Source organism: Helicobacter salomonis (genome assembly GCF_900197775.1).
Lineage (GTDB): Bacteria > Campylobacterota > Campylobacteria > Campylobacterales > Helicobacteraceae > Helicobacter > Helicobacter salomonis.
Genome location: NZ_FZMA01000038.1, coordinates 1 through 18888 on the forward strand (window position 1 = coordinate 1; position 18888 = coordinate 18888).

21 protein-coding genes are annotated in these 18888 nt (G+C 46.4%); 7 read left to right on the plus strand and 14 right to left on the minus strand.

The window, feature by feature from the left end; all coding sequences use genetic code 11:
• The 3 genes from C6H04_RS06105 to C6H04_RS06115 all read left to right on the plus strand — a co-directional run.
• Positions 1-1191: HD domain-containing protein (locus tag C6H04_RS06105; protein WP_233711873.1), on the plus strand; the 1191-nt coding region annotated here is incomplete at its 5' end.
• A complete protein-coding gene (locus tag C6H04_RS06110) occupies positions 1170-2192 on the plus strand; it encodes a hypothetical protein (protein WP_158653822.1) in 1023 nt (340 codons plus the stop codon). The genes C6H04_RS06105 and C6H04_RS06110, both read left to right, overlap by 22 nt.
• Positions 2193-2242: 50 nt before the next feature.
• Positions 2243-3892 carry a porin family protein gene (locus tag C6H04_RS06115; protein WP_158653760.1) on the plus strand — a complete coding sequence of 550 codons (1650 nt, stop codon included), beginning with the start codon at positions 2243-2245 and terminating at the stop codon, positions 3890-3892.
• Here C6H04_RS06115 and mnmE read toward each other — a convergent pair whose 3' ends face one another.
• The 12 genes from mnmE to C6H04_RS06175 form a co-directional block, all read right to left on the minus strand.
• Complete coding sequence (gene mnmE / locus C6H04_RS06120; protein ID WP_104732633.1) at positions 3893-5269, minus strand: tRNA uridine-5-carboxymethylaminomethyl(34) synthesis GTPase MnmE; 1377 nt, start codon at positions 5267-5269, stop codon at positions 3893-3895.
• Positions 5247-5927: a Jag N-terminal domain-containing protein gene (locus tag C6H04_RS06125; protein ID WP_104696170.1), complete on the minus strand. Its 681-nt coding sequence runs from the start codon at positions 5925-5927 to the stop codon at positions 5247-5249. The genes mnmE and C6H04_RS06125 overlap by 23 nt, the downstream gene beginning before the upstream one ends.
• A gap of 2 nt (positions 5928-5929) precedes the next feature.
• On the minus strand, positions 5930-7570 hold the full coding sequence (gene yidC, locus C6H04_RS06130; protein ID WP_104732634.1) for a membrane protein insertase YidC: 1641 nt from the start codon (positions 7568-7570) through the stop codon (positions 5930-5932).
• Positions 7557-7868 carry a membrane protein insertion efficiency factor YidD gene (gene yidD, locus C6H04_RS06135; protein ID WP_267892220.1) on the minus strand — a complete coding sequence of 104 codons (312 nt, stop codon included), beginning with the start codon at positions 7866-7868 and terminating at the stop codon, positions 7557-7559. Before yidD ends, yidC begins: the two co-directional genes overlap by 14 nt.
• A 20-nt stretch (positions 7869-7888) precedes the next feature.
• Positions 7889-8251, minus strand: coding sequence for a ribonuclease P protein component (gene rnpA, locus C6H04_RS06140; protein ID WP_199766203.1), 363 nt, complete (start codon positions 8249-8251; stop codon positions 7889-7891).
• Positions 8251-8385, minus strand: a complete 135-nt coding sequence (gene rpmH / locus C6H04_RS06145; RefSeq protein ID WP_104696173.1) for a 50S ribosomal protein L34 — start codon at positions 8383-8385, stop codon at positions 8251-8253. The genes rnpA and rpmH overlap by 1 nt, the downstream gene beginning before the upstream one ends.
• Positions 8386-8451: 66 nt before the next feature.
• Positions 8452-8850 carry an ExbD/TolR family protein gene (locus C6H04_RS06150; RefSeq protein WP_104696174.1) on the minus strand — a complete coding sequence of 133 codons (399 nt, stop codon included), beginning with the start codon at positions 8848-8850 and terminating at the stop codon, positions 8452-8454.
• 8 nt (positions 8851-8858) lie between these two features.
• The gene (gene exbB, locus C6H04_RS06155) at positions 8859-9317 is read right to left on the minus strand and encodes a TonB-system energizer ExbB (protein ID WP_104732635.1); all 459 of its coding nucleotides are present in this window, start codon (positions 9315-9317) and stop codon (positions 8859-8861) included.
• Positions 9317-9778: an SsrA-binding protein gene (gene smpB / locus C6H04_RS06160; protein ID WP_104732636.1), complete on the minus strand. Its 462-nt coding sequence runs from the start codon at positions 9776-9778 to the stop codon at positions 9317-9319. Before smpB ends, exbB begins: the two co-directional genes overlap by 1 nt.
• Positions 9775-10569: a 4-(cytidine 5'-diphospho)-2-C-methyl-D-erythritol kinase gene (locus tag C6H04_RS06165; protein WP_104696177.1), complete on the minus strand. Its 795-nt coding sequence runs from the start codon at positions 10567-10569 to the stop codon at positions 9775-9777. Before C6H04_RS06165 ends, smpB begins: the two co-directional genes overlap by 4 nt.
• Positions 10566-10808: a carbon storage regulator gene (locus tag C6H04_RS06170; RefSeq protein ID WP_104696178.1), complete on the minus strand. Its 243-nt coding sequence runs from the start codon at positions 10806-10808 to the stop codon at positions 10566-10568. Before C6H04_RS06170 ends, C6H04_RS06165 begins: the two co-directional genes overlap by 4 nt.
• A gap of 13 nt (positions 10809-10821) precedes the next feature.
• On the minus strand, positions 10822-11307 hold the full coding sequence (locus C6H04_RS06175; RefSeq protein ID WP_104696179.1) for a peptidylprolyl isomerase: 486 nt from the start codon (positions 11305-11307) through the stop codon (positions 10822-10824).
• A 120-nt stretch (positions 11308-11427) separates the two neighbouring features.
• On the opposite strand from C6H04_RS06175, the gene C6H04_RS06180 reads away from it, so the two are divergent.
• Complete coding sequence (locus C6H04_RS06180; protein ID WP_104732637.1) at positions 11428-12231, plus strand: hypothetical protein; 804 nt, start codon at positions 11428-11430, stop codon at positions 12229-12231.
• A 54-nt stretch (positions 12232-12285) separates the two neighbouring features.
• Here the strand turns inward: C6H04_RS06180 and C6H04_RS06185 are convergent, their stop codons facing one another.
• Together C6H04_RS06185 and pta are read right to left on the minus strand one after the other, a co-directional pair.
• Positions 12286-13488 (minus strand): acetate kinase, encoded by a 1203-nt coding sequence (locus C6H04_RS06185; protein ID WP_199766082.1) that lies wholly within the window; start codon positions 13486-13488, stop codon positions 12286-12288.
• A gap of 2 nt (positions 13489-13490) precedes the next feature.
• Positions 13491-14978, minus strand: a complete 1488-nt coding sequence (gene pta, locus C6H04_RS06190) for a phosphate acetyltransferase (protein WP_104732638.1) — start codon at positions 14976-14978, stop codon at positions 13491-13493.
• Between the two features lie 162 nt (positions 14979-15140).
• Between pta and flgE the strand changes: the two genes are divergently transcribed.
• The 3 genes from flgE to mua are packed head-to-tail and all read left to right on the plus strand — an operon-like array spanning position 15141 to position 18232.
• A complete protein-coding gene (gene flgE, locus C6H04_RS06195; RefSeq protein WP_104696183.1) occupies positions 15141-17297 on the plus strand; it encodes a flagellar hook protein FlgE in 2157 nt (718 codons plus the stop codon).
• Between the two features lie 9 nt (positions 17298-17306).
• Complete coding sequence (gene hypA, locus C6H04_RS06200; protein ID WP_104696184.1) at positions 17307-17651, plus strand: hydrogenase/urease nickel incorporation protein HypA; 345 nt, start codon at positions 17307-17309, stop codon at positions 17649-17651.
• Complete coding sequence (mua, locus tag C6H04_RS06205; RefSeq protein WP_199766083.1) at positions 17648-18232, plus strand: nickel-binding protein Mua; 585 nt, start codon at positions 17648-17650, stop codon at positions 18230-18232. The genes hypA and mua overlap by 4 nt, the downstream gene beginning before the upstream one ends.
• The last annotated feature ends 656 nt before the right edge of the window (positions 18233-18888 follow it).

The window sequence follows — 18888 nt, forward strand, 5'->3', positions numbered from 1 at the left end:
TTGAGACAACCTCAGCTCACGCCTGGGTTTTTGAAGCGGCTGTTCATAGCCGCTTCCATCCGGCGCTGGAATGACCAAGCTTGTCCGGTTGAGTTTAGCGAATTAGACAAGCAAGCGCATAAGGCGATGGTGGCGATCTTACTGGCTAAACACGCCCCAGATCCCATCAATTACTCCCGTCTCATCACTTATTTCTGCTTTGAGTTTTTAAGCCGCGTGGTGTTGACTGACATCAAACCCCCAATCTATTACAAACTCTTGGAAACCCACCGCCAAGCTCTAGCCGATTATGTGCAGGAGGAAGTGCAAGAGGAGGTCAAGGGGTATGTGCTTTTTAAAGACCTGCACACCTACTTATGCCACCCTCCAGAGGATTTAGAATCGGCGCTTTTGAGGACGGCTCACCACTATGTCTCCGCATGGGAATTTAGCCTCATTTACGATTTCAACCCCAGAATGTATGGAGTACAGGAGATCAAAGATAGTTTGGATAATGCTCTGCTAAAAGATGGAGAACACTTAAGTCAAGTTCCTCATCTCAAACTGCTTGCTTCCATGTTTGCACAGTTGCGTTTCCAAAAGCGCTGGAGTCAAACCCCCCGTGTCCCCCCCACCAGTGTACTGGGTCACGCCCTTTATGTGGCTCTGTGCGCGTTTTTGTTGAGTTTTGATCTTGGCGCGTGTGAGAGTATGCGGATCAATCACTTCTTAGGCGGACTTTTCCACGATTTGCCCGAAATTTTGACCAGAGACATTATCTCGCCCATCAAGCATGGGGTCAAGGGCTTGGACGCATATCTGAAAGAAATAGAAGCCCAAGAGATGGAGAACAAACTCCTGCGTTATGTGAGTGCAGAGTTTAGAGAAGATCTACTCTACTTCACCCAAGATGAGTTTTCCAACCGCTATCTGGACCCCCAGACTAAACAAGTCCACCATGTAGACTTAGATACCTTGTGGCAAACTTATAACCGCAACCTTTACCAGGGTGTATGTGGGACTCTCTTAAAAGTTTGCGATCAGCTCAGTGCCTTTATTGAAGCGACTATGTCCATTGCACATGGTGTGCGCAGCGATGTATTAGTACGCGGGGCCGCAAAAATCCAACAAAAATATGCGTGCAAATCATTGTGTGAGGTAGATGTAGGGGTTCTGTTTCGTGATTTTACATGCGATGGGCCTTGCTCTTAGCCACATGGTTACAAGCAGCCGCTGTGATCACCCTAGACACCCAAGCTAACGCCAAATTAGCCACTTCTAATGCCAATGAAAGCACCATGATCGCTAAGCTACAAGAGAGTTTGCGACTCTATGGGCAACTCATCTCCCATGCTCAAACTAGATTGATCAAACTTAATCAAATCCAAAACATTCTGGAACGCACAGAGAGATTTATGCATGCGAGCGCCTTACCACCCCAGAAATCCATGCTCAAGAGTTTAGACGACCAAATGGCGCGGCTACAAACACGCCAAGCACATCTCAACGCGCTGACCCAACGCTACAGCCAGCTGGAGCAACGCAGACGCGCGCACTTAGAAGGCCAATGCCCATGGCTGGATTTTAAGCAAGGCGCTGTTTTACAACACACGAGTCAAGAAGCTCAGGATGCTCAGGATTTTCTAAACTTTTTAAAGACAATGTCCCATCATGCGTCACTGGAGAGAAGTGTGTTAGCCGAATTTGTGTGTGAAGTAAGTCTTCAAATGCGGGATCGCCACACCCGTGATACCCAAATTCAAGCGATGCAGAATGCGCTCTTACAAGGTGATTTTAAACGCTATCATGCCCTCCAGCACCACTATGCTCAAGCGCGTCTGGCCTCAAAAAATACTCAACTCAAGCACACCCAGGCCACTCTAGCCTCTTTAAGCAAGCGCACAGAGCAGATGCATCAATTCCTCACTCCCACAACACTCCAAGTCCGTTTGCACGACCTAGACAACGCGCTAAAAACTCAACTCCAAGAGGCTAAGGATGAGAGTGCGCAGGCGCGCGCTTATAGTCAGTATGCACAACAAGCCCAAGCTTTGCAGTTAGAATTGCTGCTTGAGCTCACGCGTCAACTGCATTTTCTCAACGAAACAATGGCGTTGAGCGCGTCTTTCTTGGGCAAAACATGGCCTGCGCTTTTGTCCACCTCTTCAATCAAACTCAACTCCTATGGTTTGCCTGAATTAAGCACACCTTAGGTCAATATAAGCAAGTTTGGTTATAATCGTAACCCCAAATGGAGGCGAACATGCGAAAGTGGATGTTTCTGTCCCTCATGATAGGATGGCATGAATGCATAGCCCATCCTAAAGATGGGGTATTTGTAGAAGGGGGATTGATGACGGGTATGTTGGCGAGTGCTGAAGATATTTCTCAAAAACCCTCTTGTAGTCTCTCTATCTTATGTCCTCAAGAATTTATGAAAAATGCCCAACCCCTATTCACCACAGCTGATGTGACTAGCCCGCTCGTGCGCTTTAAAACCACCGCTCCTATCAAGATTGCTTTGGGGGGCAAGGGACTGGAGATTCAAAATTTCCTGCCCTACACTTTGGGCAATGTGGATATTTACATGACAACCCCCCAGGGCACGCAGGTTAAAGTGGGGAGTGTGCAATCCCTACCCAAGTTCACCCAAACTTATGTCAACCCCGATCTTTTGCCCGCTCTAGCCAATGCCCCTGCTAACTCTAGTTTCACGATCCAACCTAGCGCTCAGTCTGATCCAACCACTACGCGCGTTTTAGACGCGCTGAGTCAAATCAGCGTTGATTTAGATTTGAGCTTTCTTAAAGCCCCCGATGATAAATGGCTCACCCCAACCCCCAAGCAGGCTGAGGAGCTTACCGATGCCATGCTCAACCTGACCTCCTTGCTCAGTTCGCAACAATTTGCCGATGCTGTGTTAAACGCGCCTTTCAAGTTTTACGATACGGCGAGTGGAGAGCCCGTGATTTCCCCCCAGGAGGTGTTAGATGTCTACCGCTCTAAGGCGAGTATCGCGCTTGGTATCCTAAGTCCTAAGGCAGGGGAGAGCAGTATAGAGGGGTTGGCAGGGCCAGGCTTGCTAGGGCTACAGCCTTATTTAATCAACCCTAAGTCCAGCGCTTGGACAAACTACCAAACGGGTTCAGAATGGCCCATGGAAGTGATCTTACACGAATTTGGACACACAAAGAACTATGGTCATGATGGTAATATGACCTATGGCAAAAATGGTACGGGTTTGGTGGAGTTGGGGATCAAGGTGTGGAAGCAACTAGGGGAAGCCAACAAACTCCCCATCAATTACGACCAAATTGTCCATGTTCCCAGCCCCATTTATCAGTCTAGCTTTATGCGCGCCCTCTCCAATGCCATGCCTTCGGGTAAAACGAGTTCAGATGCCATGGTAGGCTTCAATGTCAAGAGCGGATACCAGCAGTATTTTAACGACTTTGTAGGGCTGTCCTACTATGGAGTGCTCAAATACAACTTTTCCAAGCGTTTGGGCTATATCAAAACGATTTCCCAGGTGGGGTTGGGCGTGGGAACAGATTTGTTAATTGATTTTAAGACGACATACAAGACCCGTAATGCAGCGGGCAGTGGGAAAAAACAGCGCGCTAATGCCACAAGAAAAACATTGGTGAGCACCTTTGGAAGCTTTGTGGGAATACGCGCACTTTGGGATTCCTATGTGCTCAATTCCATTTACAAGAGTGCGGGCAACATTAACGCCGTTGTGGGTTTCAACTACCGCTTTAAGCACTCCAAATACAGTCTAGGGGTTTCCATTCCTCTCATTCAAAATCCTCTGCAGTTCAAAATCGATACGAAGGACCTCTCGGGTAATGTGGTGCTTTACGATGGGGCGAGTCACTTCAATGTATTCTTCAACTATGGCTGGGTGTTTTAATCACTTGCCCAGGCAGAACTGCGCAAATAGCGCGTCGAGCATTTCCTCAGTTTGGTAGGGTCTGGTGATCGTGGCGATACTAGCTAAAGCGTCTTGAAGATGGTAAGAGAAGAGTTCTAACTCTAGGCTTTCTAAGGTGTGTGTGGCTCTTTGTAGGTGGGAGATTGTTTGGGCTAGGGCTTGTTGCTGTGTGAGTGCGCTTAAGATCAAGCTATCGTGAGGGTTGTCACTCTCAAAGAGAGGGCGGAGCGCGTTTTTTAAGAGAGGAAGGCAGGGTTCTTTGGTGTTAAGATGTAGAGGGGGAATGCGCAAAGGAGGCAGGGCTTTTAAAATAAATTGCGTATCCAGTTGAAGAGGGCAGTCGTTTTTATTGAAAACAATACAGAGAATTTTGTGAGCTTGGGTTTTGAGCAAGTCTAAAATATGCATATCCTGTTGATCGAGGGGTTCAGAGAGATCAAAGAGAGCCAAGATAATGTCGCTCTCCTGCATGCTCTTAAGACTTTTGGCAATCCCTAAATTCTCTACCATATCTTCAGAGGCGCGGATTCCCGCTGTGTCGATGATGCGCAAAGAGCTCCCATGCAAGTTGATCACCTCTTCGATGGTATCCCTAGTGGTGCCTGCAATCTCACTCACCAGCGCGCGTTCTTCTAGGAGGAGGGCGTTTAAGAGAGAACTCTTGCCTACATTGGGTTTGCCGATGATACTCAAACGATAGCCCTCTAAATAGGCGCGTTTGGATTGGGAGATATCCAAGGTATTTTGCAATTTGGATAGGGTCTGTTGTAACTTGGTCTGCATGTGGGTGTTTAGGTCTAGTGGCAAATCTTCTTCTGCATAATCGATTAACACCTCGCTACTGGCCAACAATTCCAGCAAGGTCTGGCGTATGCTGTGCACAAAATCTTTAAGAGCTCCTTTGAGTTGTTTGGCCATCGCTTTCACGCCATTTTCATGGGTGGCTTCTATGAGGCCAGAGAGTGCCTCTACTTGAGATAAATCCATGCGATTATTCAGAAATGCGCGCCTGCTAAACTCTCCTCCCTGGGCTAAGTGCGCCCCCGCCTGCAAACAGGCTTGCAAAATCAGTTTAGCCACCATTACCCCGCCATGGCATTGGATTTCGACCACGTCTTCACCCGTATAACTATGTGGTGCTCGGAAGTAAAGAGCTAAACTTTGATCTAAAAGCGCGCCCTGCGCATCATAGATGGACACTAGAGTGGCCTGTCTAGGAGGGAAAGCGCGTTTTTTGGAGAGATGTTGTAGAACCTCTAAACTCTTAGGCCCGCTCATCTTGATAATGGCGATTGCGCCAAGCCCTGGGGGGGTGGCGATGGCGGCAATGGTGCTAGGACTTGTGGTGGAAGTCATTGATCACGATATAGCGTTGATCATCGGCCTTACTTTGGCAGGCGACATATTTGTCGGGGAAAGTTTCTCTGAGGCGTTTGAGCGCAATGTGGAGCAACAGACCATCGAGAGGTTTTGTCTTGGCTTTGCCCACTTCATGGACCATCATGATCACACTCTGAAGATAGAGCTCGATCATCTCTTCTTGTTTTTTTAAAAAATGTGCCACTTCTAAACGGATGTTATAACCATATTTGGGGTGAATCCAATTGAACAGAAGGTAGGAGAGAGCGTTGTAACGATACCCTCTCTCACCGATGATCAACGCACAATCCTCCCCATTGATTTCAACGAGCAAGGTTTGGGAATCATAAAATTCTACCTGAACAGAGTCAATTTGGTAGGGGATAAGGGCTAGTAGGGCACGCATTTCATTTTGGATTTCAGTAATCTTGACCGGGGCAAGCGGCCTCGGTGTATTTAGGTCCTTAGAAGTTGGTCTTTCAGGAGGCTTTTCCTTAATGCAGACCTCTATGATAGCTTCTTTCTTACCAAACCCTAAAAAGCCTTTGGAAGGGACCTGAATGACCTCATACTGTAAATCTGCAACTAAGCAATTCAACTCCCTAGAGGCTTTTAGGAGAGCCTCTTCTAAGCTACTCGCCACGATTGTTTTCATGCTCAACTTTTGTGAGCAGATTTATGCTCTTGAATTTCTTTAAGCTTTTTCTGTTCTAGCACTTGGTTGATGATCCATTGTTGCAAGATAGAAAAAACATTGTTCACGGTCCAATAGAGCACCAGGCCAGCTGGGAAGGTGATCAGGAAAAGGGTAAAAAAGAGGGGGAGCATTTTAAAAATTTTGGCTTGAGTGGGATCAGTGATGGTGCTGGGAGTGATGGCTTGTTGGGCATACATTGAAATACCCATTAAAATGGGCAAAATAAAATAAGGGTCCATTAAAGAGAGATCATCAATCCAGAGCATCCAGGGTGCACTTTTAAGCTCTACGGCATTGTAAAGCACGCGGTAAATCGCAAAAAACACGGGAATTTGTAAGAGCAAGGGCAGGCAACCACCCAGGGGGTTAGCTCCATGCTTTTTATAGAGCTGCATCATATGCATTTGCAGTTTTTGCGGGTCACTCTTGTATTTTTCTTGCAGCTCTTTCATTTTGGGAGCGAGGTCTTTGATTTTCTGCATACCCATCATACCCTTGTAACTGAGTGGGTAGAGGATAATGCGCACAATCAGAGTGAGTAAAATGATCGCCCAGCCCCAATTATGCGTGTAGCGATGGAGATAATCCAAGAGCAGGAAGACAGGCTTGGCAAAAAAGGTGATGATTCCATACTCCACGACATCTGTTAACACGGGAGAAATCTGCTCTAATGAGCGGTGATCCTTAGGACCGATGTAGCCATGTAGAGTGGCACTGCCATTAAGAGAGATAAAGGGGAGGGGGTTTTTGGTGCCCGCTTGGCTATCTACAATGGCTTCTAGGGGTTTTTCTGAAAAAAATAAGGAAGTGTAATAACGATCTACACTGGCGATGAAGGCGATGTTTTTAAAAGATTTAGCCTCTTTAATATCCCCATCTTCGATTTTTTCGATCTTGTTTTCCTGTGTGCCCAAGAGCACTCCATGGAAGGCATACCCATCTGCATCAGCTACTGGACGACTCCCATTGGAGAGAATATAAGCCGTGTTCAGTGCGCCTTTAGCTGTGATCTCTAATTTGAGGTCGTAGCTCAGATTTGTATGGAAAGTGAGAATTTTTTTGATGATAGCTCCAGAGAGCTCTTGTGTCAGGGTTAGGGTTTGTGCACCCTGTGTGAGACTGAGATCGCTCACAGAGGCTTTGTAGGGTTTGTTAAAGGCTTCTTGGTTGAGATTGGAGTCTGCGAATCTGAGTTCTAAGGGTTTGAGGGCATCTACCCCCAGCAGAGGGAGCTTTGTGAGAGGTTTAAGAGGTTCTTTATTGAGTCCGATCAGTCTTTTCACATGGTCTAAAAAACCCTCATCTTTGTGAGTGGTGAATTTTTTATCTTTGAGATACATTTGAACAATGCGCCCAAGATGATCGATTTCTATTTCCATACTGGGTGCGTGGACACGCGCAATGATGGGCGCACTCTCTAAAGGAGTTTTAGGCGCAGAGGTTGCTTTAGTATCGCTGGAAATTTGGGGCACACTGGAGGTATTCTGGGTGGTTTGAGGGGTTTGGGTTTTAGGCACAGGAGTTTGAAAATAGCTATAAATAGTCAGGAAGAGAAAAGAGAGTGCGATCGCTAGAATGAGGCGGAAGTTATTTTCTTTCACTAGTAGCCTTAAGGATATAGTAGGGAGTAGGGGTGTGGGAATGTAGGGGGATAAAGTAATATCTGGGTGTAATGGGAGCTCCAAACTTAGCTTGCAGAGGTTTAGAGCTAGTTGGGTAGTCAATCCCACCTTGAGAATAGGGGTGGCAAGAGAGGAGGCGGCGCGCAATCTTAAGTAGGGCTTTAGTTAAATATTCATGTTGTAAAAGCCAGAGCGCATAGGTAGAGCAACTCGGGTAGAAGCGACAACAAGGCATCTTGAGCAAGGAGATTAGCCTATAGAAAACGAGGAAAGCTATACAAAGAGCTTTGAGCTTGTTCACCCAGAAGCCTTGGTGTGGATGCGTTTTTTATGTTTTAAGCACCGCAAAATGTGAGTGCATAGGGTTGTATAATCAAGTTGTTCCACTCCCGCCCTAGCCACAAATACAATAACTTGGGGATGTTTAAGGGGGATATGCTGAAAGACAGCCCGCACGCGCCGTTTGATCAAATTTCTTCGCACGGCCTTACCGATCTTTTTGGACACACTCAAACCTAGCAAAGATGTCTGTGTCCCCAAAAAATCCCTATGTACAGGCTCTAAGGGGAGGCAATATAGCATAAAAAACTCGTGGTGCTTTTTAACACCCTTCTTATAAACATAATTAAACTGACGGCTTGTTTTTAGAGACTGCACCATTACACGGCGAGTTGTTTTCTACCTTTTGCTCTCCTGGCGTTGATCACTTTACGCCCATTCTTAGTCCTCATGCGCACGAGAAAACCATGGGTGCGTTTGCGAGGGGTATTGTGGGGTTGGTAAGTGCGCTTCATGCTCAATCCTTTAAAATTTCAAAAGCGATATTCTAGCCTATATTGGCTAAAAACTATCTAAATGCCCTAGGGATTTTTGTTTTTGTCTTCCACTAGAATATAGAGTTCATTGAGTTTATTGGTCTGCAAGAGATCGACCACCTTGACAAAACTATCTAAGTTACTGTTTTTATCCCCCTGTAAAATGATGGGCGTGTCCTTGGGGTATCTGCGCACAGCTTGTCTGAGTGTCTCAAAGCTAACTTTCTTTTTGTCTAAATAGAATTCACCCTTGTGCGAGATAGCAATGTTAACCTGTCTCTTGTTGAGGACATCTTGGGATTTATCTGAACTTTGATCTACCTTGGGGATATTGATAGGGAGCTTCGAGGTAGAAACAAATGAAGCAGTGGTGAGTACGATCACCAATAACACCAGCATGATATCGATAAAAGGCACGACATTCATCGAGTCGATTTTCTTCATCTGGCTTCCTAAAGATCGGTGTCTAAGCGGTTGTAAGTGGTATCCTCTGTAGCTGGGTGATGGTAAATATCCCACTTGGTGCTTATAATCTCGCTCTTACGCACGAGCATGTTGTAGATCACCACAGAGGGGATTGCCACAACCAAACCCATGCCCGTAGCTTTCAGTGCTAGGGCCAGCCCTACCATAATTGCTTTAGTGTCTACAGACCCCGTATTGCCCAACTCAATAAAGGTGATCATAATCCCAGTTACCGTTCCTAGCAGTCCCACATAGGGGGCATTAGAACCAATGGTCGCCACCAGAGTTAAACGGCGGTGTAAGTCTAATTCTAATTTGCGTTTGTCATTGTAATCGTCCACACGCACAGTGGCATAAAACCACACCCGTTCGATGCCAATGGCGATCACAATCACCGACAAAAACGCTAAAAACCCCAAAATCCCATAGTCCACCATTTCTTTCATCAAAAGCCCCTAGAATGATTTTTAAATGCCATCTTAGCGTCCATTTCCAACGCCTTCTTTTTCATGCTCTCTCTCTTGTCGTAAAGTTTTTTCCCTTTAACCAAGGCGACCTGAAGTTTAGCTTTATTTTTATGGTTGAAATAGAGTCTCAAAGCTACGATACTCAAGCGGTGTTGCCCTACCTCTTGCGCCCACTTGATGAGCTGTTTTTTATGCAAGAGCAACTTACGCGCGCGCACCTCGTCAGGTTTATAGTACACGTTAGCCGTCTCAAGATGCGCGATGTGCACACCAAACAAAAACGCCTCGCCGCGCATGATCTTAACAAAGTTATCCTTGAGATTTACCTTGCCAGCACGGATAGCCTTGACTTCTGAGCCTACTAGAACAATACCGGCCTCCAAAGTTTCTAAAATTTCATAATCAAAGAAAGCTTTTTTATTACGCGCAATCTCTTTCACACCCTGTTCTCCTTGAGCGCAAAAAATCCGCTTCCGCTTCCGCTGAAAAACCACCGCGTTGCCAGATTTGTCTCTAATTCCTGGAGAGCAGGCACAACTTTAAGCGCGGCTTGTAAGAGATCATTGAGTGTGCTTCTCGTGTGATTTTGCAGTAAGATAGCGCTGTGGGTGTTCTTAAGCATGTTGAGATCAAGGGGAGTAGGCTGCGTTTGCCCAAAGGCTTGATAAACCTCCGAAGTCTTACAAGCGATCTTGGAGGCTAGTAATTCCAGTTCTAAAGGCATGTCTTGACAAGACTCCACAACTTCACCAAAATGACTCACATGTGCGCATTCTAGTCCCGAGATAAAGAAATTCACATCGCTCCCAACACGCATACCCACATGATAAAGCTCGTCTAAAGTTAACCCCAACTCTAAATGTGTGTTTAGATGGCGTAATAACCCCCCCGCATTTGCGCTCCCTCCTCCAAACCCTGCTTGAGTTGGGATATGCTTTTCCACCTCTATTTCCAGGGAGTCCAAGGCGCGTAACAAACTACTTTTGACATTTCTAAATTCCATATGGGATCGCAGGGCTTGTAAAGCTTTATAGAGCGTATTGCTCTGCACTGGACAATCAAAATCACCCTTGAGGGCAAAAGTACGCGCATTCTTTATAGAGATATGATCTCTAAAGCTATTCTTAACCAAGACAAGCCTAGATACCAAGGTATGGTATCCTCGCTCGCGACCCAAAATCTTCAGAAAAATATTGACCTTGGGGTAGACTTCAAAACTGAAAGCATTCACTTCAGCTTGCCCAGTTGGATACTTTTTCCCATATTGGCGAGCACCTCATCATTAACACTCTGGGAAGCGCGTTTATTCTCTGTGGCGATAGCCTCTTTAAGCTCCGAGCGCAAAATCAAAGTGTGTGCGGGAGCTTGAAAGCCTAGCTTAACACTTCCCTTGTCAATGGAGACAATTTTAATGTGAATGTCCTCCCCGATGAAAACCCCCTCGCCTAACTTCCTGGCTAAAATTAACACCTGCTTGGAATTCCTAACTCTTTGAAATGCAGATACTCTCCATTATATCCCCTTGTTTGAGAGAATCCAGGACCTTGAGACTATCTGAATCTTCAATTTGCCCAAAAACCGTGTGCTCTCCATCTAAATGAGGCTGAGGTGCAAAGCATAAAAAGAATTGGCTCCCTCCCGTATCTCTACCTGCGTGCGCCATGCTCAAAGTCCCTCGTTTGTGCTTATGAGGATTACCTTGCACTTCGCATTTAATGCAATAGCCCGGTCCACCCGTGCCTGTCCCCTGGGGGCAACCTCCCTGGGCTACAAAACCTGCAATAACGCGGTGGAAACTCAAGCCATTATAAAAACCCTCATTAGCTAGAGTAGCAAAGTTACACACGGCTTGAGGAGCATCTGCGCCGAATAAATGGACTCTGATTGCGCCCTTATTGGTCTGAATAATGGCGTAGTTGTAGGTAGCCAACACATCTGGATCAATTTCATAGACTTTCAACGATTTCATCAAGTATACCCTTGCTAGTTAAAGATTGGCACATTTTACCGATTTCAACTTAATTTACCCGCTCGCGTTGAGGCTATTGGCTTTTGGCGGTGGAGGATTATCAACACTGGGGATTTAGGTATGCGAAGTCTAGGATTGGTGCTTGTGGCGTTGTTGCTGGGGACGGGGACTTTACAAGGCAAGGAGGTACTCAATACCTCCTTAATCCATAGAGCCAAGAGCAAGCCTAGCGCAAGTGCCGGTCGCACCAAGAAAAAACAGGCCACGCCTAAAAAACGCCCTATCAATACTAAAAAACCTACCAATGTGAAAGCTTCCAAGAATACGCCACCTCCGCATCAATGGATTTATAGCAGTGTCGTGCTAACTGCTTATTTTAGCGATGGACACTACAAGCAGGGCTATGGACTCTTACTTCAAAATGGACAATATCTGACGGCCTCCAATCTTATTTTTGATCAGGGCATGTATGCCCAAACCATCATGGCTAAAATGCAGGACGACAGCGCACCCTTGTTAATTTGCGTGGCTAGACTGCATGTCAAAGCCATCGATCGCAATCATGATCTCTCTTTGCTCTCCACACATGCCTTTACCAATGATTATTGCCAAACTAGGCCTGAGAGTTACTACCATGCACGCATTTACAAAAAATACGGACAAAATCTTCTAGCGCAAAAAGGTGCGTTTGAAAATCGCAATCTCTATTATCCTCAAGTGAGTCAAAAAAATGCCTTTGAGGTCCAAAGTTTGCAACTAGGCAATTGGAACTTATTCCAAGATACTCCTTATGGGAGACCTCTTTTCAGTGCTAATGGGACTTTCATGGGCATTCTCAGTGCCGATCAACATCAAGTGAAGATCATCAAAAGAGGAGTGGTTTTAAACTTTCTGCGTGCCTTAAAGGAACGCGACCTCCTTTAAGACCCACTTGTGCTGTGAGTTAGCCTTGATAGAGCCGCGATCCCAGTGGCTCGATCACCGGAGCGTTCGAACAATTTTGGCAGTTTTGTTGGCAATTTCCCACTCCTCATTCGTGGGTATACGCAAAATCTGCACGGCCGCATGAGACTGGCTTAAATTCCACACATCTTTAGCAGAATTATTATTGCGCTCTAAATCCAGTGCTATGCCAAAATTTTCTAAGTTAGCACAAACCGCTTCGCGCAAGAGTGCACAATTCTCACCCACACCTCCCGTAAAGATCAACGCATCAACACGCCCTAAAGTGAGCAAGTAAGACCCCAGATATTTACGGATACGATAGGCATACATGTCAAAGGCTAGCTGTGCATTCGCATCGCCCTGTTCCATCAAGTCCACCACGCCACGCATATCGCTCTTTCCACACAAGCCCTTGAGTCCGCTCTCCTTATTGAGCACATCATTCACCTCTTCCAAGCTCTTGTGCTGTATTTGCATGATATAACCTAGTAGAGCAGGGTCTAGATCGCCTGAACGCGTGCCCATGATCAAACCTTCCAAAGGGGTGAGTCCCATAGAGGTGTCAACACTCTTCCCATTTCGAATCGCACATACACTCGCCCCATTCCCCAAGTGCAGAGAAATAGCATTAAAGTGCTCATAGGGGATATTCAAAAACTTAGCTGCCTCTGTGGCGACAAAATTATGTGAAGTGCCATGGAATCCATAGCGGCGCAACTTGTAGGTCTTGTAGAGATCATGGGGTAGGGCATACATGAAAGCATGTGGAGGCATACTTTGATGGAATGCTGTATCAAAGACAGCAACCTGGGGCAGATGAGAGGCGCGTTTTTTAACTGTTTTAATTCCCATCAAATTAGCTGGGTTATGCAAAGGAGCTAGGAAAGCCAATTTTTCAATGTGGGCAATCACCTCATCATTGATAAGGGTGGGCTCAATGAACAAATCCCCTCCATGTACGACACGATGCCCCACGCCATCTACATGCCCCAAACTCTCTAAAACCCCCAACTCACGCAGACTATCCTCTATGTGCTGCAGGCCTTCCTCATAGCTAGCAATGCGCATGCACGCCTTGCTGATCTTGGCATGCCCTTCATGAGTATAAATATGTGCCTGCGAGCACTCTCCGCCTATCTGTTCCACGAGACCTCTAGCCAGCACGCTCTTCTTTTCCATATGGAACAGCTGAAACTTAATAGACGAACTGCCTAGATTTAAAACTAAAATATGCATGCTTACCCCTGTGCCTGAATTGCTGTAATGATAACGGTGTTGATCACATCTTCGACCAGACAGCCCCGACTCAAATCATTGACGGGCTTTTTAAGCCCTTGCAACACAGGTCCGATGGCTAAGGTCTTAGCGGTGCGTTGCACGGCTTTGTAGGCAATATTTCCCGCGTCTAAATCTGGAAAGATAAAGACATTAGCCTGTCCAGCCACCGCACTTCCAGGCATCTTCTTAGCCCCCGTTTGTGGATCGATGGCCGCATCAAATTGCAAAGGTCCATCGATGACCAAGCCCTCATCTAAGTTACGCGCAATCTCTAGGGCTTGGTGCACCTTGTCCACATCTGCGCCCTTACCTGATGTGCCCGTAGAGTAAGAGAGCATGGCGACCTTAGGTTCAATTCCAAAACTTCTAGCCGTGCGCGCTGAACTAATGGCAATATGGGCAAGCTCTTCACTGGTGGGATTGGGGTTGATTGCACAATCAGCAAAGACAAGGACGCGTGTGTCCAAGCACATGAAAAACACGCTAGAAACCAAGCTCACTCCTGAATGCAATTTGATGGTTTGCAAAGCAGGGCGCACGGTGTCGGCTGTGGTGTGAGTGGCACCCGAAACCATGCCATCAGCATGCCCACTATAGACTAACATCGTGCCAAAATAAGTAGGGGTCTTGACCAACTCTTGGGCTTGTTGCAGACTCAGCCCCTTGCTTTGGCGCAGGGCATACAGAGTGTTGGCAAAGGAGTCAAGATGTTCAGAGGTGTGTGGATTTATGAGGGTGCACCCCTGCAAATCCAGGCCCAAATTGTGGGCATCTTGGTGAATTTTGTCCGCTTCTCCTAGTAAGATAAGTTTCACAGCTTGACTCTGAGTAATTGCATGAGCAGCTTGTAAGATTCGAGGGTCTTGACTTTCAGGTAAAACAATGGTCTTAAGCGCACTCTTAGCCCGTTTGAGCAGTCCGGCTTGGAAACGCACCGGGCTTACACACGCACTCTTGGCTTCTTGTAAAACTCGGAAAGCTGGAGTTAAATCCTGGGGTAAGGCATCCATATCTAGTACAATGTGCGCAGACTCACTTCTCTGATAGCCCTGCGCAAAACTCAAGGGATTAACCAACCCTGCATGGGTGAGGTTAGAGTGGGCAAGGGCGTGTGCGTGTACGCCTCCCTGCAGGGCATTGATCACGGGCAAATTCAAATGCTGGGCTAATTTAAGCACGACACCAGGCTCCAGGGCTTGCAAAGGTGCTAACGCACTTGCACGCAGCAAAAGATAATCTTGCTCCAAGCGCCATGTTTCATACGCTTCCAACCAAAGCCTAAAAATATCCTCTTGCAACTGCGTCTCAATTTCTGTTATTCCCAGCCCTAAACTCGCTTCCACCACCTTGAAACTCTTGTGTTTTGCCTCTAACATTTTACTCAGGCAAGTCACTATCTTATCTTCTAGCGCAACATTTGGCGCAACAAGCAACACTCCATGACCCATGGCAATCCTTTCATATTAGAGTGAGTTATTATATAAAAATTTGCCATGTTTATTGTTTTTGCGGAATTGTGGAAATTTTAGAAATCCACCATAATGACCTACTAAGTCTTCTTTAGGAACAATCTTTGCTTTTTTCAGGGTAATTTTGATTAAAGGATTACCATGCTCCGCTCGCTATGGTCTGGCGTGAATGGGATGCAAGCCCACCAGATTGCTTTAGACATCGAAAGCAACAATATCGCCAATGTCAACACCACGGGTTTTAAATATTCACGCGCTTCCTTTGTAGACATGCTCTCCCAAGTTAAGCTCATCGCCACAGCTCCTTATAAAAATGGTTTAGCGGGGCAGAACGACTTTTCAGTGGGCTTAGGCGTAGGCGTGGATGCCACGACTAAAATCTTTTCTCAGGGAAATTTGCAAAATACCGATGTCAAAACCGACCTAGCCATCGAAGGCGATGGGTTCTTCGTCATCAGTCCCGATCGTGGGGTAACGCGCAACTTTACTCGTAGCGGAGAATTTTTATTCGATGCTGAAGGGAGTTTGGTAACTACGGGGGGATATGTGGTGCAGGGGTGGGTGCGTGATCCTAAGGATATGGGCTCTAAGGGGAGTGAAACCGATATGCTCAAAATCGACAACACAAAGCCTCTCCAAAATATCCGCATCGATCCTGGCATGGTCATGCCTGCGCGATCTAGCAGCAAGGTTTCCATGCGCGCTAATCTGAATGCGGGCCGCCATGCTGAACAAACGGGGAATATTTTTATGCTAGATTCCTCAAGTAGAACCCCTGCAGATGGAGTCAAGCCCCAGTACGACTCTTCGACGAATTTAACGCAGTTAGCCGAAGATATGGGGTCTTTATTCAATGAGGATGGAGATGCATTTTTGCTCAACGAAGACCAAGGAATCTGGGTAAGCTACAAGAGTGCTAGCATGGATAAAGAAATCGATGTCGCCAAGACCAATAGCACCTTGGAGCTCAATGGCACGAAGATTTCTTTCACCAACGATTCCACGATCAGCCGTATTTCCAGTCTCGCTGCGGCCCAAGAGGCCATCAATGCTGTTAAAGACAAAACGGGGGTAGAAGCCTATATTGACAATGGTGCTTTGCGCTTGGAAAATAAGAACAACATGGAGGGAGATGAGCATGTTAAAAACATCGTCATTACGGGTGCTGGCACAGGGGTTTTTGCCAAGTTTGCCAAGGGCGATCAGGATGTTACAGCCTTTAGATACCGCTACACTAAGGGTGTGAAACCAGATCTGACAACCGGCCAGTTTAAAACTACCGATGATTTGCGCGCCTTGATGCAACGGGATGCTAATATCGTCAAGGACCCCAAGCTCAAAGGGAACTATAAGGATTCAGCAGCTTCCGTTTCTGTAGTGGTGAATAAGAACGGCATGTTTGAGATCACCAACAAAGACAATGGTAACCCTACTAGGGAGGACTTGAGTATTTTCGTTACTAACTATGCTTCCGACAAAGTGACCAAGAATGTCTTGTTTGGCAAGACGATGGGTGCGCTTAACACTGCCTCTTTGATTGAGGGAGGGGTTTCTACAGCCACTTCTAAGATTAGCCATGCGATGCATGCAAGTAGCATCGATCTGGTGGATAGTTTAGGCACGAAGCACACCTTGCGCTTAGAATTCTTTAAAAGCGGAGAATCAGAATGGCGTTTCCGCGCCATTGTGCCTGAACCAGGAGAGCTTGTGGGCAGTTCACCCACGCGTCCCAATGTCTTTGAAGAGGGTCGTTTACACTTCAACAAAGATGGTTCTCTAGCAGGCATGAATCCTCCTATTTTGCAATTTGACCCCAAAAATGGCTCAGACGCACCCCAAAGAATTACACTCAGCATGGGCACAGCAGGGGGCTTTGATGGAATCACCAGTGTGGACAAGATTTCTGAAACCTATGCCATTGAGCAGAATGGTTATCAAGCAGGGGACTTGATGGATGTGCGTTTTGATGGGGATGGGGCTTTGCTAGGTGCATTTAGCAATGGGAAAACCCTGGCCCTGGCCCAAGTGGCTTTAGCAAACTTTGCTAACGATGCGGGCTTGCAAGCCATTGGTGGGAGTGTGTTCTCTGAAACGGGTAACTCAGGCAAGGCTTTGATTGGGGCGGCCAATACGGGCAGAAGAGGTGGAGTTTCTGGCTCCAAGCTCGAGTCGAGCAATGTAGATTTGAGTCGGAGTCTAACCAATCTCATCGTGGTGCAACGCGGGTTTCAGGCTAACTCTAAGGCTGTAACCACTTCTGATCAGATCCTCAACACCTTGCTTAATCTCAAGCAATAGGTTAAGGGTGTGCACGAATATAGCGTTGTTTCTTCTCTCATGGACTTATGCGAGGCGCATGCCCGAAAGCATGATGCTACTAAGATTGAACGGGTTGTAGTGAGTATCGGGGAGCGTTGTGCGATGGATAAGCACCTCTTCGTGAGTGCCTTTGAAACCTTCAAAGAAGAGTTGGACTTGTGCAAAGAGGCCATTTTGGAAATTGTAGAGGAAAGGGTTGAGTTGACCTGTTTGGAGTGTGGTCATGTTTTTGTGCCCTCCAATTTGGACTACAGTGCATGCGAGCGATGTAAAGGGAGAGTGCGTATTAGCAAGGGAACGGAGATGACGCTGCTGTCGCTGGAGATGGTATGAAGGATTCAATCTTCCAAGAATTTATTCAAAAAGCCCCAGAGATTAAGGAAAAGTGGGAGCTTGTGCGCCTTTTTGAAGAGGAGCGACAAAAATTTCAAGAAGAGTTGCAGGTTTATGAAAACGAGATCACCCAAGCTAGAAGTGCTCTCAAAGACTTGCGTGCCCAATTACTTGAAGCCAAAACCCATCTCAAGGATTTGCAAAACCGCCACCAAAGCAAGAAAGAAGAGATTAAAGCCATCCAGCAGGAGCTACTGACACACAAGGTGCAACGCGATCTTGTGCTACAACAAAAGCATAAGCAAGAGCTCTTGGATCAAGCGGAAGACCCAGAACTGTTGCCTCAACCTGTGGATTTTGTGGAAATTTATTTGAAAGACCGCTCTATTGCCAAGGCGCGCCCGGCTAAACGCTTCTTTGGGGATCAACTTTATCGCAAATACCGCGTTCTACTGCGCGAGAACCGCGCGCTCAAAGATCGCATTTTTGAACTGGACCTAGAAAACAGCACTTTGAAAATTGAGCTCAGAGACATCAAAACCAAAGATTTCTTAAAAGCCAATGGTTACCTAGAGGAGTGATTCAAAACCGCTTTTGCAGGAGATCTTATGGTATCTAAGAGTTGATGCCCCAGCTCTATGGCAGACACTAAAGCATAGGAAAATATCTTATATTCCTACGATTTCAAGCCTGTGGGCTTTAGAGTGTGAGAGGAAAGTTGGGGCTTTTAACCCTTGTTTCTCTTTTCTCAATGTGCTAGTATGCTGCTGCCCTCTCCCTAGGGTTTGGCTAGCCCCTAACGTCCATCATCATCATCAACCTTGAGGGGCTAGCTAGGATTTCTGCACAATTAGATTTTTCAAGATTAAGCGACGCATTATTATAATGTCGGTGTAGGCATATGTGGTTATCTCTTTTGGGTATTTGGCGTATTGGCTAAGGCCTTTAAGGGTTGGGGGGTCAGAGGGTGGGCCCCTAGAAAGGGTAGCCTCGGACTTACTCAAGGTCATTTAATTTAGAAGTGCCCTTGTTCTGATGGAGTCATCTCTTAGCGTCCGCATTCTGCGGACTTGGCAACCACATGCAGAAAATGCTAATAATCTTAGCGTTGATGATACTCTTCGCCCAGTATCTCCGCTAATGCGAAAAGACCCTCCAAAGCGGAGGGCAAACTTTTACGCTAGGGTTATTGTGCCTGGATTTGATAAATTTGTCAATTTTTTAACCCTTGTCTCTC

Coding starts and splice junctions, on each gene's coding strand:
- rpmH (WP_104696173.1), bottom strand. CDS start 8,385: ATGAAGCGCACTTACCAACCCCACAATACCCCTCGCAAACGCACCCAT.
- C6H04_RS06180 (WP_104732637.1), top strand. CDS start 11,428: ATGCGAAGTCTAGGATTGGTGCTTGTGGCGTTGTTGCTGGGGACGGGG.
- C6H04_RS06125 (WP_104696170.1), bottom strand. CDS start 5,927: ATGAAAACAATCGTGGCGAGTAGCTTAGAAGAGGCTCTCCTAAAAGCC.
- pta (WP_104732638.1), bottom strand. CDS start 14,978: ATGGGTCATGGAGTGTTGCTTGTTGCGCCAAATGTTGCGCTAGAAGAT.
- C6H04_RS06150 (WP_104696174.1), bottom strand. CDS start 8,850: ATGAAGAAAATCGACTCGATGAATGTCGTGCCTTTTATCGATATCATG.
- mnmE (WP_104732633.1), bottom strand. CDS start 5,269: ATGACTTCCACCACAAGTCCTAGCACCATTGCCGCCATCGCCACCCCC.
- exbB (WP_104732635.1), bottom strand. CDS start 9,317: ATGAAAGAAATGGTGGACTATGGGATTTTGGGGTTTTTAGCGTTTTTG.
- mua (WP_199766083.1), top strand. CDS start 17,648: ATGAAGGATTCAATCTTCCAAGAATTTATTCAAAAAGCCCCAGAGATT.
- C6H04_RS06185 (WP_199766082.1), bottom strand. CDS start 13,488: ATGCATATTTTAGTTTTAAATCTAGGCAGTTCGTCTATTAAGTTTCAG.
- C6H04_RS06175 (WP_104696179.1), bottom strand. CDS start 11,307: ATGAAATCGTTGAAAGTCTATGAAATTGATCCAGATGTGTTGGCTACC.
- rnpA (WP_199766203.1), bottom strand. CDS start 8,251: ATGGTGCAGTCTCTAAAAACAAGCCGTCAGTTTAATTATGTTTATAAG.
- flgE (WP_104696183.1), top strand. CDS start 15,141: ATGCTCCGCTCGCTATGGTCTGGCGTGAATGGGATGCAAGCCCACCAG.
- C6H04_RS06110 (WP_158653822.1), top strand. CDS start 1,170: ATGCGATGGGCCTTGCTCTTAGCCACATGGTTACAAGCAGCCGCTGTG.
- C6H04_RS06115 (WP_158653760.1), top strand. CDS start 2,243: ATGCGAAAGTGGATGTTTCTGTCCCTCATGATAGGATGGCATGAATGC.